Source organism: Paenibacillus glycanilyticus, from assembly GCF_030161375.1.
GTDB classification, from domain to species: domain Bacteria; phylum Bacillota; class Bacilli; order Paenibacillales; family Paenibacillaceae; genus Pristimantibacillus; species Pristimantibacillus glycanilyticus_B.
Map to the genome: position 1 here is coordinate 40,299 of NZ_BSSQ01000010.1, position 15,829 is coordinate 56,127.

Here is a 15,829-nt window from a genome sequence, read left to right on the forward strand (position 1 = left end):
ACCCCTATTCTATACTACTTGGCAGGTACTGAGAAACCGTATTTCACAAACACGTCAAGCGCTTCTTGCGACTGCAAATAAGAATAAAAATCTTCCGCTTCCTTGCTATGCTTAGTGGCCTTAACCACGCCAATAGGATAAGTAATCGGAGTGTATGTAGCCGAATCTACGGTGAACGCAATTTTCACTTTATCGGAAGTTAACGCGTCTGTCTTATAGACGAAGCCGGCATCGGCATTTCCCGTCTCAACGTATTGCAGAACCTGTCTTACATCCTTGGCTTGAACCGCTTTCGTCTGCAAGGAATCCCACAGTTTCGCGTTTGTTAACGATTCTTTGGCGTAATTGCCGGCTGGCACGCTCTCCGGGATGCCAACAGCCACATGCTTCACGTCTTCCTTCGTTAAGTCCGCTTCGCTAGCGACCGCAAGCTTGCTGTCAGCAGGCACAACAACGACCAGCTCGTTGCCGAGCAGATTGGTTTGCTTGTCCGTCTCAATCAATTGCTTGTCTACCAAAGCTTTCAAGTTCTTTGCAGCAGCCGAGAGGAACAGATCGGCAGGAGCACCTTGCTCAATCTGCTGCTGGAGGGCGCCCGAAGCGCCGAAGTTGAATTGCAGCTTAACTTCCGGATTCTTCTCTTCGTATGCCTTCTGAATTTCGGTTAACGCATCCGTTAAGCTTGCAGCCGCCGAGATCGTCAGATCTACTTTGGTTTTAGTGTCTACCGCAGCAGCGTTATTCGCGTTATTCGCGTTATTTCCGCAAGCGGCAGTAAATAAAATCATGAGCGCAAAACTTAATAGAACCATACTGTTTTTAACTTTGTTTCTCATCCTAAACCCTCCAAGTATATCTAATTATATCTACTTATAACTAGTTTATATCATATATCATTTTACAATCCAATAGAAAACTGACTTTTTGTGATCCGCGCACAATCGTATTGTTCCATATGTTACAATATGGCCAAACCGTTGAAACGAAGGTGTGACCTTGCATGTCTGACGAAATTTCCTATACAACCGAAGAAATTGCGACCATCCTTAAAGTATCCAAGCTCACCGTCTATGACCTTATAAAAAAAGGCGAACTTCCTTCTTATCGCGTCGGCAAACAGATGAGAGTAGATGCTTCTGATCTCGAAGCTTATAAGCTGAAGTCCAAACAATCGGTCAAACACGCTGAACCTGCTTTTAATCAGACTTTTCCTGCCGGTTTCAACGCTACCGCTTCTTCCTCCTTCGGAATTAGCGGCAGCCGTCCGATCGTCATCACCGGTCAAGATGTCAGCCTGGATTTGCTTGCCAAACATATGGAGAAACAGATCCCCGGGATCCGGCCATTACGTTCCTATGTAGGCAGTCTGGACAGCTTGATCTCCATGTATAAAGGGGAATCCGATATTGTCAGCACTCATTTGTTAGACGGCGATACGGGAGAATACAACCTTCCCTATATCCGCAAGTTACTCGTCGGTTCACCTTATATCGTGGTCAACTTGCTTAAACGCCAAGCCGGCTTGTACGTTGAGCGCGGAAATCCGCATCAATTGAAGAGCTGGGCGGATCTCGGTCGTCCCGGCCTGCGGCTTGTGAATCGCGAAAAGGGTTCTGGCGCGCGTATCCTGCTCGATGAGCAGCTTCGTCTGCATGGGATTCAGCCTGCTGCCATTCAAGGTTATGACCAGGAGGAAAACAACCATATCGGAGTAGCCGGCAAAGTAGCTGCCGGGGCTGCGGATGTTGGAGTTGGGATTGAGAAAGCGGCCGCGATTGTCGGGCAAGTAGATTTTATACCGCTCATTCAAGAGCAATATGATCTTGTTCTGCTGAAGAAGCCGGAAAATAAAGAATGGATTTCAGCCGTATTGACCATTCTTAACTCGGCTTCCTTCCGCAATGAGCTAAGTTCCGTTTCTGGCTATGATCTCTCATTAACGGGACAAATCCTATATGAAACATAACAAGAACCGGCCCTGAAGCAGATCTGCTCCAGGGCCGGTTCTTGTTAATTATAATCTTCGCTAGTCATCGCAAACAGAAGATGGTCCTCCCACGTACCGTTTATCTTCAAATAGCGCTCGGCCAGACCTTCCGGCCTGAAGCCCGCCTTCTCGAGTACCCGGACCGACCGTTTATTCCTCGGCATAACCCCCGCTTGAACGCGGTGCAGACCTAGCTGAACAAACGCCTTCCGCGCGATCTCCGACACAGCGGCAGTCGCATAACCTCGCCCGTTATGGGCTTGATCGATGGAATAACCAAGATAGCCGTTTTGAAATACGCCTCGGGATATGCTGGTTAATGCAATTCGTCCAACAAGCTCGTCCGTCCCGGCAATGAATATGCCATATGCGTATGCCTGGTCGAGCTGCGCAGTATGAATGACGGCTGCTATGTCCTTCTCCTGCTCTTCCAACGTAAAATGCCGCTCTTCCCTTAGCGGCTCATAGGGCTGATAAAACGAACGATTGCGTATCCGCAGCTCCAGCAATGCCGGCGCATCTGTTAATTCCAACTGTCGTAAATAGATAGGAGAATCACTCATCATTTATTCCTTGGAACGCTCGACCTTATCTACGAATTTACCCATTAATTGTTCAAGCACCTGCAAGGTCGCGAAGTCGGTTATCCGGCCATCATCGTCGAATTTCATCGTTGCATGGGAGAGCTTCAATTCTGGCCTATTAACGGGATCCATGTCCAATGCGAATATCAGCTGGCGCAGGTTCATCTGCGCCCGAACCGTTCCGCCGGGACCTGGCGTTGCCCCCATAACCGCAACGGGTTTTGTCGCAAGCGGCGCGCCGATGTTTTTCCGCGAAACCCAATCCAAAGCGTTCTTGAGCACGCCGGTAATCATGCCGTTATATTCAGGAGTACTGATCAGAAATCCGTCCGCGCTTTTGCAAAGCTCGGCGAACTGCTTCACTTCCTCCGGCAAATTCTCCTCTAGATCCTGGTTATACAGAGGCAAATCGCTCAGGTCCGCGTAGGTGTATGTATAACTTTCGGGTAGGAACAAAGCGGCGTTTTTCAACAGGGATTTGTTCAAGGAAGCTTTGCGCAAGCTTCCCGTAAGGCCAACGATATGTGCCATAATTCAAAAACACTCCTTCGGTTATATTCTGTGCAAATACGAGCACACATAATAAGCTTAACCGATTTCATCCTCCTCGTACATAGACGCCTCCCGATCGCGGATATGACGCCGAAGCGTGGAAGCCATCTCCCGGTCAATGGAACCCTTCTCGTATAAGGATTGTACTTCCTCCCGCTCCGCCTGAATCGCTCTCCAGTGCAGCTCTTTCCGGGCTTCGTGAAAATGCTGGGTTTTATTCTTGGTATGGACCGGCATCGACCTCATTCTTTTGACGATTTGCTGATAATACGCAGTTACGCATTCCGCGGGATCATCTTTCGTTCCCGGCACGCAACGGGCATCCATCTGATCGATAACCGCCTCCGAGCATTGGAGCCTCAAGCCCCGCAACACGTTAATGTCGGCTTCCGAGAAAGCCAACTTTCGGTTGTTTGTAAATCCTGCCTTGATCTTCACCCAGAAGCCTTTCAGAACCATCTTCCACAAATGGAGACGGTTAGCCAGAATAAGTTCGATTTGATCCAACATCCCGAAATAGAATTCAGCATGTTTTTCATTAATAGCCCCTTTCTTCAATCGTTCCTCTACGTAGTTCCGTTCAATATCGAGCGCTTCAATCCGCATTTTCAATTCCTCTTCGCGCCTTTTCGGCATCTGCCGGTTGGGATTGTCCCTCATCTCGAGCGACATCATGAGCCTTTTATATTCCGCAATGACGGACTCTACCGCATGTTCATTCTTTTCATTGCTCACTTGCTCCAAATGGTCGACCGCCGCTCCCATCACTTTGACCTGCCATTCCCGCTCTTCATGGGCTTTTTCAGACTCGTCGATAATTTCTCGTTTCTTCGCGATAATCGGCAGCAGAATGCTGGCCGAAAGAAGCGACAGAAGAATGATAAACGCCGCAAGAAAAATAATCAAATCCCGCTGCGGAAAAGAGTTGCCGTTATTAAGCAGTATCGGAATGGAGAACGCACCCGCAAGGGTAACCGCACCGCGCACCCCGGAAACCGTGGTCAGAATAATGACTTTGATGCTGTAGGCCTCTCTCTTAGCCGAACCAATCCGGGTGAATAGCGATGTCCAGACAAACCGCAGCAACAGAAGCAGGGCAAAAATAACAATGGCATACCAGATCACAACCGCGTTATTAAAGCCGGGATTCTTGAAAATAACAGACGTCACTTCGGGAATTTGGATGCCTAAGATAACAAAAACGAGGCCATTCAGAATAAACAAGATCACCGACCAAGTATTCATAGATACCGTCTTTAATCTTGCAATGCTATGCTCGACCCGATCGTCTTCTATCGCATGGACAATTCCCCCGGCTACTGCCGCGAGGATGCCGGAAACCCCGATTTCTTCCGCAACGAGATAAAGAATAAACGGAGTCACGAGCTGGAGCAACATATGCATCGTCTCATCTTCCAGTCCCGCCCTTCTAAGCAGCTGGCGGATACCTATAATAATGAAAGCAAGCACCGCACCGGCAAGCAAACCGCCAAGCGCAATAATCAAGAAGCTTATCGTTGCTTTTTGCAATGAAAAGACGCCTGTCATGGCCGCGGCGATCGCGAATTTGAAGGCCACAAGACCGGAGGCATCATTCATCAAGGCTTCCCCTTCGAGAAGCCGCATCAAGCTTTTGGGCAGCTGGACCCGGCTAGCCAAAGCGTTGACCGCAACCGGATCTGTAGGCGACAAAATAGCCGCAAGGCCAAATGCCGCAGCAAGCGGAATCGATGGAATCATCCAGTGAATCGTATAGCCAACTACAACAACCGTTGCAAATACAAGGCCGATGGAGAGCAGCAAGATTGGCGCGCGAAGCCGCCACAGCTCATCGCGCGGGGTATGTTTGCCGTCGTTATATAACAATGGCGCGATAAACAGGATGAAGAACAGCTCGGGTTCCAAATGCAGATGCACGCCGAACGGAATAACCGCAATGACGGCCCCTAAAGCGATCTGAATCAGAGGAACCGGCACAAATGGAATAAACCGGTAAATCACGTTGGAGACGCCAATAAGAATAAGCATAACAAGAACCACAATAAAGATTTCCAAGCTTCTTCCCCCCACCTATTCCGCTATGTAAAAAGGACCAACCGCTTACAGCGCTCGATCCCCCAACTACTTCTGCTTTACCCGGAGTTTCTTATCTTGAACCACGAGTGGGCTCAAGCGCTAATAGCTTGCTCTGGAGGTCAACATTTCATTCTGTGGAAAAAAGATCACGAAAAAAACCGCGGCGCCATCACCGCGGTTTCTCTCATAATTATATAGCTTAATGTAAGATCACTTTGTCCCCTTGTTTGATGTTGCCGGTCTTGATAACGGAGGCATATACGCCAAAATGCAAATCGAATTCTTGGTTGACCTTCTTCAGCAGCGTTGGATCTTTCACCTGCGTGTCCGGGTCCATCGTAATGAGAACGCAGCGCTCACAAAAGCTGTCTACCTGAAGCTCAACTTCCCCAATGGTCAGTTTATGACCGATCCAATCCCCTTCGTGAACGGAATCATCGGCAACCTGTACTACAAAGTTCGCGCGGAAACGGCGTTCATCAAGCTCTTTGCCCCATGTCTCCTGTAGCTTATTTAGGGAATGGTCCGTAATGAGCAGAATGCTTGCCCCGTCAACGGACAGCAGTTCGGGATGCTCCGCCTGCGGATGCGCTTGTTTGAAATCCGACATCGTCAGCTTCTTGTCCGTTTGCTGTTGGATCTCTTCTAATAATTGTTCGTCCCAGCCATAAACCTTGCCATCCGGATTCGTAATTTGGATATCTCCGTTCCTGTAAACCGCATGGTAATTCAACAAATTAGGGATATTTCTGGCTGTTACGAATTTGTTCCAATCCTTTTTCGTCTCATCGTACAGCGTGACAAAACGGTCGCCCAACAAGCCGTATGGTTCAATTGGGCACTGCTCGAGCTTTTCTCCCGCAAAAGATTTGACCGGGTACCGGTAAATGTCATGAATTTGGCCAACCGTCGTCTTCACGTCATTGCTTCCTCCATTGCTCTTATGTTCGTAACTCCATTAATTCTACCAGCCGACAATACTGCCACTCCCTCTCACTCGACACGACTGACGCAACTACCGCCGCATCGGTGTTGTCACGAAGCGCCGTTACCGCATAGGCTGCGGCATGTACGGCATGGCTTGCCACATGGGCCGTTGCTGCCGCGTGCCCGGCCGCGCGGGCTGCACGGGAGGCGGCGCTGCTCGCAGTCAAGACATCGCGTGCCGCGGCATGCGCGGCAAACGCCGCTTTGCGCGCGGCGGACATCGGCAGTTCGCTTCGCGACCAAGCGCGGGCTGCCCGAATGGCCTCTTGCAGCCTCTTGTCTCCAGCGAACAACGATTCGAAGAAGGGATGGGCCCGCTCCGCGCAATCCGCTGCCCATAAAGCTAACCTTCGGTGATCGACTTGCTTGACCAGGTCAGAGATACGTCTATCCTCACCAATCAGCCCCTTCATCATACGATCACCTGTCGACTGTCGCTTTGTTCCATCTTTCTTCAATCTCCTTTATTTGTCTCAAATGATGACGGGTGTGCATCTCAATCAAGTCAAACCATTCTGTAGCATTTAGCCAGCCAAATCCGCCATGTCTTATTCTATAAGAAGGAAGGATTGAAGGAAGCTTCGTCTCCCATACCTCCATTTGTTCAATCAGATCCATGAGATCATGCGCGTGCTGCTCTTTGCTCTTAGCATCGTTAGGGCTATATTCCATGCCCGGCGGCAATTTGATCTTTACCGGCGGAAACGCTTTCGCTGCGAACAACGTTTCTCCGGCTTCCGTCTTCCCTTGATTTAGGTCAGACCCCGCAATCGCGCATTGTTCTAAGTTATTTAAATACTCAAGCGCTACATCTTCGATATGGGCGTAAACCTGACCGATCGACCAAGTTCCAGGTTCAATGCGGTAACTCAATTGCTCTATCGAATACGAATCTAGTCGATTTATGTAAGAATGAATGACTTCCTGCCCGCTCATTGCCCACCTCTTCTACTAGTTTTCTTACTTCTAGTATATATGGTTTAGCGATAAGATTCATCTCTATGATCATTGCGCATGGATCTTCACGGTTATTTATTAACCATATGCGTCTCTACCAGACCAGATTCAAGGAATTCATCATTAAGACGCGAAGAAGGGGCTACCCAATGGGCAGCCCCTTATTATTTCCGTTCTATAGCGCCGCATCGGCCGTGTTCTTCGCTGCCAATGCCTTTCGCCAGCCTCCGTAGGAGGTGATGTCTTCAGCCCCAACTGATCCGTATCCCTCGCAAATAAAACCAGGGATAATCGTGCCGTCTTGCAGTTCGACTTTGCCGATGCCAAGCGGTGCCGGAATTGCCGCCGTGAAGGAACCAAATGCGGCAAGTGGCATCTCCCATACCTCCAGTTCTATAGAAGCTCCGCCTTGCGGAAGCTTCAGAAGGCCAGGCTTAGGAGGCACGGTTTGCAGTCTCATCAGCTTGTAAGTAGCCGAAGTCCGGTCTTCCCGGACGAACGTTGCTCTATGCTCCAGCATTTGGCGTTCGAGCGGCAAACCTCTCATATGCAGGCCGCATACCGCAACGAGCGTGGATGGCTCGCGAACTTGCGATTCCCGAATCGCTTCGGCCAGTTCGAATAACGTCCCTTCCGCTCCGGATACGGCAAACAGCGTAATGCCAAATGGCAAATCAACGTCCGCGTCGCCGGACTGAACCGCAAGCGCGCACAAATCAAGCAGATTACAATGATTCGTATACAGCCCCATTGCGCTATTGGTCTTGACGGGATCTGCTGCCACCTGTTCGCGTGTCCATGTTCCGCCGGCCGTCGGCATAACAAGCACGGCTTCTTGTAGCAACTTCCGCGCTTCCAGCTTATAGCCTTGCAGCTTGTGGAAAGCGGTAAACACAGATGCCGCGTCAAATTCCGGTTTTGTTGCGCCGCGGAGCACCTGTTCGGTGACAGGGAACGTGACACCCGGATTCGATTCGATAAACGAACCTAGTGCCGACCAACGCTCGGCAACCCAAGGCCCTTCGTATAACAAAGCGGCGGCGGCCTGGAACAGTTGAATATCAACGTATTCAATAGGCAGCTTTAAGCTCTGCAGCCTGCTGACCGACTGCTCCCAAGCGTCGCGATAGGCATCGGCGAACGGTCCGTAGAAGGTCAAAGGCCCATCCGGAAGAATAAGCTTTCCTGGGAGCTTGCGCTCCCCAAAACCTACTTCCTTCGACCACGGGTCATCGGTCTGAATTCCCCGAACCACTTGGTCCACAAGTTCGGCATCCTCCAGCGTATGGGCAAATACCGTTACGCAATCGAGACTCTCGCATGCGGGCACTACCCCTTTGCTAGGCCATGCGCCAACGCTAGGCTTTAAGCCTACCAGATTATTCAGCGCTGCCGGCACCCTGCCCGATCCGGCTGTATCCGTACCGAGAGAAAAAGCTGCGTGCCCAAGCGCTACGGCTACCGCCGATCCTGAACTGGAGCCGCCGCTGATCAGTTCAGGCCGAAGCGAATTATGTGTCTCGCCATATGGACTTCTTGTCCCGACCAGTCCGGTTGCAAACTGGTCGAGATTTGTCTTGCCCACCGGAATTGCGCCTGCTTCTACGAGACGGGCAACAGCTGCCGCATGTTCGGAAGGCAGATAGGAATAATCTTCGCACCCGGCGGTTGTTGGCATGCCGGCTACATCGATGTTGTCTTTGACCGCAAACGGAATTCCCCAGAGCGGCAAATGCGCACGGTCAAGCTTATCCAGACGATCCAGGTAGCGCTGGATATAGGCCAGAGATGGCGGTGTAATCCAAATATGTTTGTCTTTGTCCGCTTGCGCGCGATCGATAATCGTCTGAACAACTTGCTCGGGAGTTAAGGTTCCGTTCAAATACCGGTCACGGAGCGCTGTAATGGTGATGGGCAATTGAGTTTCACTCATACGTTTGTCAACTCCCTTTCCGATTGTTTGGAAATGCCGATGATCAATTGACCGGCGTTTACGCCGTCGCCTGGTTTGACGTGTACAGAATGCACTACGCCGTCAAACGGAGCCACTTGCGAGAATTCCATTTTCATCGATTCTACTATAATAAGCGTATCGCCTTTTTTAATGGCATCTCCCGGATTAACGAGCACTTTCCAGACGCTGCCCGGCATCGAGCATTTCATGGCATCCACATCCGAAGGAAGCTCCTCGTCGCTTACAGGCTTCGAAGAATCTTGCTCGGATACGTATTCGGCAAGTCCAAGCTCTTTCCAACGCTCGCGTTCTTCATCAAACGCTTGTTTCTGCTGACTGCGGAACTTTCCGGCGCTCTCCTCGATCGACTCCAGGAACTGCAAGTATTCCCCGAGATCAAATGTCGTCTCCGTAATTTCGGCTTCGAACCGTCCGCGCGGGAAATCTTCCCGAAGCTGGAGCAATTCCTCTGCCGTAACCGGATAGAATTGAATTTGGTCGAAGAAACGAAGCAGCCAAGGCTTGCCGGCTTGGAAGCTATCCGTTGAACGGAGTTTATTCCACATTTGAATTGTACGGCCAACAAATTGATAACCACCCGGACCTTCCATACCGTAGACGCACATGTAGGCGCCGCCGATGCCTACCGCATTCTCCGGCGTCCACGTACGTGCCGGGTTGTATTTCGTTGTAACAAGACGATGGCGCGGATCGATAGGCGTAGCAAGCGGTGCTCCCAGATATACATCCCCTAGACCAAGCACGAGATAACTTGCGTCAAATACGATTCGCTGCACGTCATCGATGCTATCAAGGCCGTTTACTCTTCTAATAAACTCCAAGTTACTTGGGCACCATGGCGCATCCGGACGAACGTTTTGCTGATAACGGTCAATCGCCAGCTGCGTTGCCGGATCATCCCAGGATAGCGGAAGACGGACAATACGCGAAGGAACGCGGATGGATTCCAGCGGCGGCAAGCTGCTGTCGATGGCAAGCAGACGTTCGGCAGCCTCACGGACAGTCATTTTCTTCGCATCGATATGCACCTGAACCGAACGGACGCCAGGCGTTAGGTCCAATACCGGAATGGTACCGCTCTCCCGGATTGCTTCCACCAGAGCATGCACTTGGAAACGGAGAAGCAGATCAAGCTCCAGAGAGCCGTATTCCACGAGCAGATTCTCGTCGCCGCTGCAGCGGATCGTAATCGGGAACTTGCGCCTCGCATCTTCGCTGAACAGAATCGGATATTCCGGCGAGAACGAAGCATGAACGTCCGGCAAACCGCTGACATACCATTCATCGACATTGCCGTCTTCGATTCCTTCCAGCATCTCTTCTTGTTCTTTGCGGAGTTGTTCCGCTTCTTCCAGCGTAACCAACTGGAAGCGGACTTTATCGCCCGGATGCAGCTGGCCCAGCTTCCAGAATTCAGCCGAAGCTGTCGTTACCGGGCAGACGAAGCCGCCAAGACTTGGACCGTCTGGACCAAGCAGGATCGGCATATCGCCGGTCAGATCCAATGTACCAACCGCATAGGCATTATCATGAATGTTGGATGGATGAAGTCCCGCTTCTCCTCCGTCTTCTCTTTCCCAGAGCGGTGCAGGTCCAATAAGGCGCACGCCCGTTCTCGAACTATTGAAGTGAACCTCAAAAGTTGTATTCGCAAGCTGCTCCAAATATTCAGGCTTCAGAAACTCGCTTGTGCAATGAGGGCCAGGAATAACGCCAATCGTCCATTCCCGGGTAATCGATGGCTGAAGCTTATTTGGCAGAGGAGATTTCACGTTAACCAGCTCTGCCCCTTGAAGAAGGTTTACGCCAAGCACGTCGCCCGTGCGAAGCGCTCTGCCGCCATGTCCGCCAAAGCCGCCTAACGTAAAGGTAGACGCGCTGCCGAGGATATGCGGCATATCGAATCCGCCTTCAATAAGCAAGTAAGTGCGCAGACCTGCTTCCGACTCCCCGAAGCTCAGCACCTGACCACGTTCTGCCCGGATCGGCGTGTACATCTTAATAGGAGCATCGTCCAAAGCCGCCTGCATATCCGCACCCGTCACACAGAACAACATGGAACTGCGGAACTTGTACGAACCGCCGCGAAGCGTCAGTTCCAGGCCGCTTGCCTGATCCTTATTGCCAAGCAGCTTGTTGCCGATACGGAAGGCCAACGGATCCATCGGACCGCAAGGCGGAACCCCAACATCCCAATGACCAACCCGGCCCGGATAATCTTGCACCGTCGTTTGAACGCCGCCATCAAGCACTTCAAGCGCATTTTCCGATGGCATAAAACCATTAAGCAGCTGCGTATAGACATCCCCGCTCGTAAATTGGCTCTCATCTAGCAACGCTTGCACATATTGCAGATTCGTTGTGATGCCATAGAATCTAGTCTCATTCAAAGCTTGCTTCAGCTTGGCAATGGCATCTTCTCGATCCTCGCCATGCACGATTACTTTGGCGAGCATAGGATCATATAACGTCGTAACCGTAATACCGTCCCGAACCCAAGTTTCCGTGCGCGCATCATTTGCAAACAACGCTTGGTCCAGCTGTCCCGCGCTTGGACGGAACCCTTGCAGGCAATCTTCGGCGTAGATTCTTGCTTGGATACTATGGCCTTTGGATGCGGGCACCAGAGATTCGAGGCCCGTTAATTCACCGGCTGCCTCTTTCACCATCCACTCCACCAGGTCAAGCCCTAGCACTTCTTCCGTTACGCCATGCTCGACTTGCAGGCGGGTATTGACCTCAAGGAAATAAAACTTGCAGCTTGCAGGGTCATACAGGAACTCCACCGTTCCCGCGCTGCGATAACCAGCAACTGCTGCGAGACGTTTGGCGCAAGCCAATATTTCGGCGCGGACTTCGGCAGGAAATTGCGGTGCCGGGCTTTCTTCCACTACCTTCTGATTGCGGCGCTGCACGGAGCAGTCCCGTTCGCCAAGCGCAACCACTTCACCAAACCCGTTTCCGAAAATTTGCACCTCGACGTGACGGGCTTTCGCAATATATTTCTCAAGGAACATGCCGCCATTTTTGAAGTTAGCTTCAGCCAGGTGGCGTACGCTGTCAAAAGCCGCGCGAAGCGCTTCTTCGTCCGAGCATACGCGCATGCCGATGCCTCCGCCGCCAGCCGTACTTTTTAGAATAACCGGATAACCAATCACTTCGGCATGGGCAACGGCTTCGTCCAATTCGGTCAGAAGAGGAGTACCCGGAAGCAGCGGTACCGCCGCTTTCTCTGCCAGCTCGCGCGCAGAATGCTTCAGGCCAAAAGCTTCCATCTGTTCCGGAGTTGGCCCGATGAATACAATGTCGTTCTCGCGGCAGGCACGGGCAAAGTCGGCATTCTCGCTCAAGAAGCCATAACCGGGATGAATCGCTTGCGCTCCCGTGTCTTTGGCAATCTGCAAGATCAGATCGGCGTTCAAATAACTTTCCTTCGCAGGGCCTTCTCCGAGCAGCACCGCTTCATCCGCCAGATCAACATGAAGGCTGTCTTGGTCGGCCTTCGTATATACGGCTACGGAAGCAATCCCCATCTTGCGCAGCGTTCTTTCTATTCGAACGGCAATAGCTCCCCGATTGGCAATCAATACTTTTGTAAACATAGCAACCTCTCCTCTTCTCCCAAGTTGGTCTAGCTGTTCCAGATCAAGACGCGAATCGGCGTCGGATTATATGCGTTGCATGGATTATTAAGCTGTGGACAATTGCTGATCAGCACCGCCGTGCGGCCTACGGATTGCATTTCCACATAAGCTCCCGGCGAGGAGACACCGTCATCGAATTTCAATCCGCCTTCCGGCGTAACCGGCACGTTCATAAAAAAGTTCACGTTAGGAGCAAGATCTCGCTTGCCGTATGTCTCCCCCCGTTGTGCTAGTTGCAGCATGAAGGTATCTCGGCAGTTGTGCATGTGCAGCTTCTCATGCGCGTATCGCACGGTATTGCTTTGCGCGGAGCAGGAACCGCCCACCGTATCGTGGCGACCGCAGGTGTCCGCTACGATCTTCACAAGTTCTTTGCCGGATTCGGCCAGCAGAACCGAGCCGGTTGTTAAGTAAATGTTCTGTTGATTCGTCATCGTAGCAACCGCGCTGTAATGATCCTCCGCGTTATCCGCGTCATAGAACAACGTATCCGCCGCCTGGTTCCCCTCCAGATCCACGATGCGAAGCACTTGGCCCGGTTCCAGATCATGCATCCAGCCGTCCCCCGCCAAAATCACTTCATTATAGATAGCGGCCTCCGGCACGCGCGTACTTTCAACTCGGTTAAAGCTTCCCATAAGTGATCTCCCCTTCTATGAACGAAATTCAAGTTATTGCAATATTCCGTCTATTGTAGTTCCAGCAATTTGTAGTAGTCCCATGTATTCTCGAATGCTCTGCGATTCTCCGGTCTGAAGTTCAAACAATAATCCTCGTCGTTCACCGGCTCAGCCGTTGATACCTCTATGTGTACGGGCACAGAAGGATACTCGGTTCTGGAATCCAGCGGGTTAGGCGTATTCGATATCACCAGCAAGATATCCATTTCCGTGCGCAGCACAACAGTTGCCCCAGCCGGACAATGATCAGGCACGCCATGCATTTGCCCTTCGTTATCCACGTATACTTTGGAAAATAAATTCACAACCGGCGACATATCCCTCACGCCAAGACCGTTTCGCGTAAGCTCTACGGCGAAGTTTTCTTGTCCGGATCTGAACCATTCGTTTCGCGATTCCTGATAAGTCGTCTTGCCGTATTTCCGATCGGTCAAAGCTCTTGTCGTGTAGCCGCAGATCGTATCATGCCAGCCCAAGCTATCTTCGACCAAGCTTGCCAACACCCGTCCGTTATCGCTCATCAGCGTATTCCCTTTTGTCAGATGCGCCGTATATTGCGCCTTCAGGGAGTCTGGCATATTGTAGCGTTCAGTCAAATCCTTGGCGTTAAATAGCATAAGCGAAAGATTAGCGCCGGCTTCCGCAGCGGTGAACCGGATCAGCCTGCCGCGTCTTATAACCCCCGACCATTTCTCCCCTGCCCGAACTGAAGTATTCCAAATGCTGCTCATCCTATTTCCCCCTTAGGTAAAATAAAAAGCCCGGGAGAATGATCTCCCAGGCTTTTGTCCTTCCGTGTCATATGGCAGCTTTCGTGACGCTTCTGCCATACGCCGTCTCTCGGACCAGACTTGATGATCGATCGAGCATCAACGGAACCCTAGACAGCTTTGTCGTTCTGGTCGTTATATCTTCCAGAACTATATTCAGATGTAATATTTGCTAACATAGTCAAAGTATAAGTGGATTGTTTTTCCGTGTCAATATATATTACATAAAATTATTTGAACTCGGTTTCCATCGCGGCCGTTGCCGGAAAGATGGAATTCGTTGTAGATTCCCGAGCCTCCCGCGATGTTCTGGTGCGATACAAATAGTAAGCTACACCAACTACAAGCCATACGCAGCCAAGCGTCAACGCCTGAACATCGAGGAGCGTAATGAGCCACACGATGAAGGAAGCGCCGATCAATGGGAAGACCAAATATTGGAACGTTTGTTTGAAAGAACGCTGCTTGCGTTTAATATAACATTCGATGATGACAGAAAGGTTAACAAAGGCAAACGAAGTCAAGGCGCCAAAGCTTACGAATTTAACGGCCATATCGAGGCTAATCACCAGGGCTAGCAGCGAAATGATCGTCACCAGGACAATGTTGTTCACCGGGGTGCGGAATTTCGGATGAAGAGCACCGAAAAACTTTTTCGGCAGAATCGAATCGCGTCCTAGAACGTACATCAGACGGGATACGCTCGTTACGGATGTTAATCCTTGCGTAAAGATTGCGAATATAAGGACAGTCGTGAAGATCGCGCCAAGCGTTGCCCCGCCCGCCAGCTTCATAAGTTCGAATCCTGCGGAATCCAGGTTATCGAACGCCAAGTGAGGAAATCTCATTTGAATAAGAACGGACGTGGTGATGTAAAGAATGCTCGCAATCAGAATGATGAGCATAATCGCCCGTGGAATCGTCTTTTTCGCGTTAATCGTTTCCTCCGACAAAGTAGATACCGTGTCAAAGCCGAGGAAGGAGAAGCAGATCAGCGATGCGCCGGCCAACAGTGTCGGAAGGCTTGCATCCATGTGCGTAAACGGAACCACCATATTGTCCACGCCGGATAAACCTTTGAACAGATAACCGCAGAACAGCGCAATAAATATAATTTGGAAGAGAACGAACAACTTGCTTAAACTTGCTGAGAACTTGATGCCCGCGATATTTACGACCGCTAATATGATATTCAGCAGAATAATCCAGACATAAGAAGGAATGGCAGGGAATTGAGCGTGAAGATAAATGCCGAAGGTTAGGCATGCAATAATCGGAGAGAACAAGTAATCGAGCAGGATCGCCCAACCGACCGTGAAGCCGGGAATCGGATGCATCGACTTCTTCACGTACGTGTACGAGGAACCGGAACCCGGGAAAATCTTAGCCATGATGCTGTAGCTGTAAGCAGTGAAAAAGATCGCCACGATCGAAAGCGAATACGCCTCCGTAATCATCCCTTTCGAAGCATCGTATGCAATTCCGAATACCGAGAAGTAAATCATTGGCGTCATCCAGGCAAGACCAAGCGCAACAACCTGAACGAGTGTAAGTGATTGGCGCAGCGTAACTTCTTGTTTCATCTCCATACTCCTCCCTCTCTCTAAACAAAAAATA

Annotated in this window: 13 protein-coding genes and 1 riboswitch; of the genes, 1 reads left to right on the forward strand and 12 read right to left on the reverse strand. The window is 50.8% G+C overall.

Features of this window, described 5'->3' with window-relative positions; all coding sequences use genetic code 11:
• Positions 1-14: 14 nt before the first annotated feature.
• Positions 15-836 carry a molybdate ABC transporter substrate-binding protein gene (gene modA / locus QQK89_RS11185; RefSeq protein ID WP_284238648.1) on the reverse strand — a complete coding sequence of 274 codons (822 nt, stop codon included), beginning with the start codon at positions 834-836 and terminating at the stop codon, positions 15-17.
• A gap of 164 nt (positions 837-1,000) precedes the next feature.
• On the opposite strand from modA, the gene QQK89_RS11190 reads away from it, so the two are divergent.
• Positions 1,001-1,966: a helix-turn-helix transcriptional regulator gene (locus QQK89_RS11190; RefSeq protein ID WP_284238649.1), complete on the forward strand. Its 966-nt coding sequence runs from the start codon at positions 1,001-1,003 to the stop codon at positions 1,964-1,966.
• A gap of 44 nt (positions 1,967-2,010) precedes the next feature.
• On the opposite strand, the gene QQK89_RS11195 is transcribed toward QQK89_RS11190, so the two are convergent.
• The 11 genes from QQK89_RS11195 to QQK89_RS11245 all read right to left on the reverse strand — a co-directional run bounded on the left by QQK89_RS11195 (position 2,011) and on the right by QQK89_RS11245 (position 15,795).
• Positions 2,011-2,550, reverse strand: a complete 540-nt coding sequence (locus QQK89_RS11195) for a GNAT family N-acetyltransferase (RefSeq protein WP_434481655.1) — start codon at positions 2,548-2,550, stop codon at positions 2,011-2,013.
• A gap of 3 nt (positions 2,551-2,553) precedes the next feature.
• Positions 2,554-3,102 carry an NADPH-dependent FMN reductase gene (locus tag QQK89_RS11200; RefSeq protein WP_284238651.1) on the reverse strand — a complete coding sequence of 183 codons (549 nt, stop codon included), beginning with the start codon at positions 3,100-3,102 and terminating at the stop codon, positions 2,554-2,556.
• A 57-nt stretch (positions 3,103-3,159) separates the two neighbouring features.
• Entirely contained in the window at positions 3,160-5,178 is a 2,019-nt protein-coding gene (locus QQK89_RS11205) for a Na+/H+ antiporter (RefSeq protein WP_284238652.1), read from the reverse strand.
• Between the two features lie 220 nt (positions 5,179-5,398).
• Entirely contained in the window at positions 5,399-6,118 is a 720-nt protein-coding gene (locus QQK89_RS11210; RefSeq protein ID WP_284238653.1) for an MOSC domain-containing protein, read from the reverse strand.
• A gap of 22 nt (positions 6,119-6,140) precedes the next feature.
• Complete coding sequence (locus QQK89_RS11215) at positions 6,141-6,602, reverse strand: putative immunity protein (protein WP_284238654.1); 462 nt, start codon at positions 6,600-6,602, stop codon at positions 6,141-6,143.
• A gap of 4 nt (positions 6,603-6,606) precedes the next feature.
• A complete protein-coding gene (locus QQK89_RS11220; protein ID WP_284238655.1) occupies positions 6,607-7,122 on the reverse strand; it encodes a DinB family protein in 516 nt (171 codons plus the stop codon).
• Positions 7,123-7,318: 196 nt separating this feature from the next.
• Complete coding sequence (gene atzF / locus QQK89_RS11225) at positions 7,319-9,076, reverse strand: allophanate hydrolase (RefSeq protein ID WP_284238656.1); 1,758 nt, start codon at positions 9,074-9,076, stop codon at positions 7,319-7,321.
• Positions 9,073-12,720: an urea carboxylase gene (gene uca, locus QQK89_RS11230; protein WP_284238657.1), complete on the reverse strand. Its 3,648-nt coding sequence runs from the start codon at positions 12,718-12,720 to the stop codon at positions 9,073-9,075. Before uca ends, atzF begins: the two co-directional genes overlap by 4 nt.
• 29 nt (positions 12,721-12,749) lie before the next feature.
• Positions 12,750-13,400 carry an urea amidolyase associated protein UAAP2 gene (locus tag QQK89_RS11235; RefSeq protein ID WP_284238658.1) on the reverse strand — a complete coding sequence of 217 codons (651 nt, stop codon included), beginning with the start codon at positions 13,398-13,400 and terminating at the stop codon, positions 12,750-12,752.
• A gap of 50 nt (positions 13,401-13,450) precedes the next feature.
• A complete protein-coding gene (locus QQK89_RS11240) occupies positions 13,451-14,173 on the reverse strand; it encodes an urea amidolyase associated protein UAAP1 (RefSeq protein ID WP_284238659.1) in 723 nt (240 codons plus the stop codon).
• A 41-nt stretch (positions 14,174-14,214) separates the two neighbouring features.
• A riboswitch (guanidine-I (ykkC/yxkD leader) is annotated at positions 14,215-14,337 on the reverse strand.
• Positions 14,338-14,442: 105 nt separating this feature from the next.
• Positions 14,443-15,795, reverse strand: a complete 1,353-nt coding sequence (locus QQK89_RS11245; RefSeq protein WP_284238660.1) for an APC family permease — start codon at positions 15,793-15,795, stop codon at positions 14,443-14,445.
• Positions 15,796-15,829: the final 34 nt, after the last annotated feature.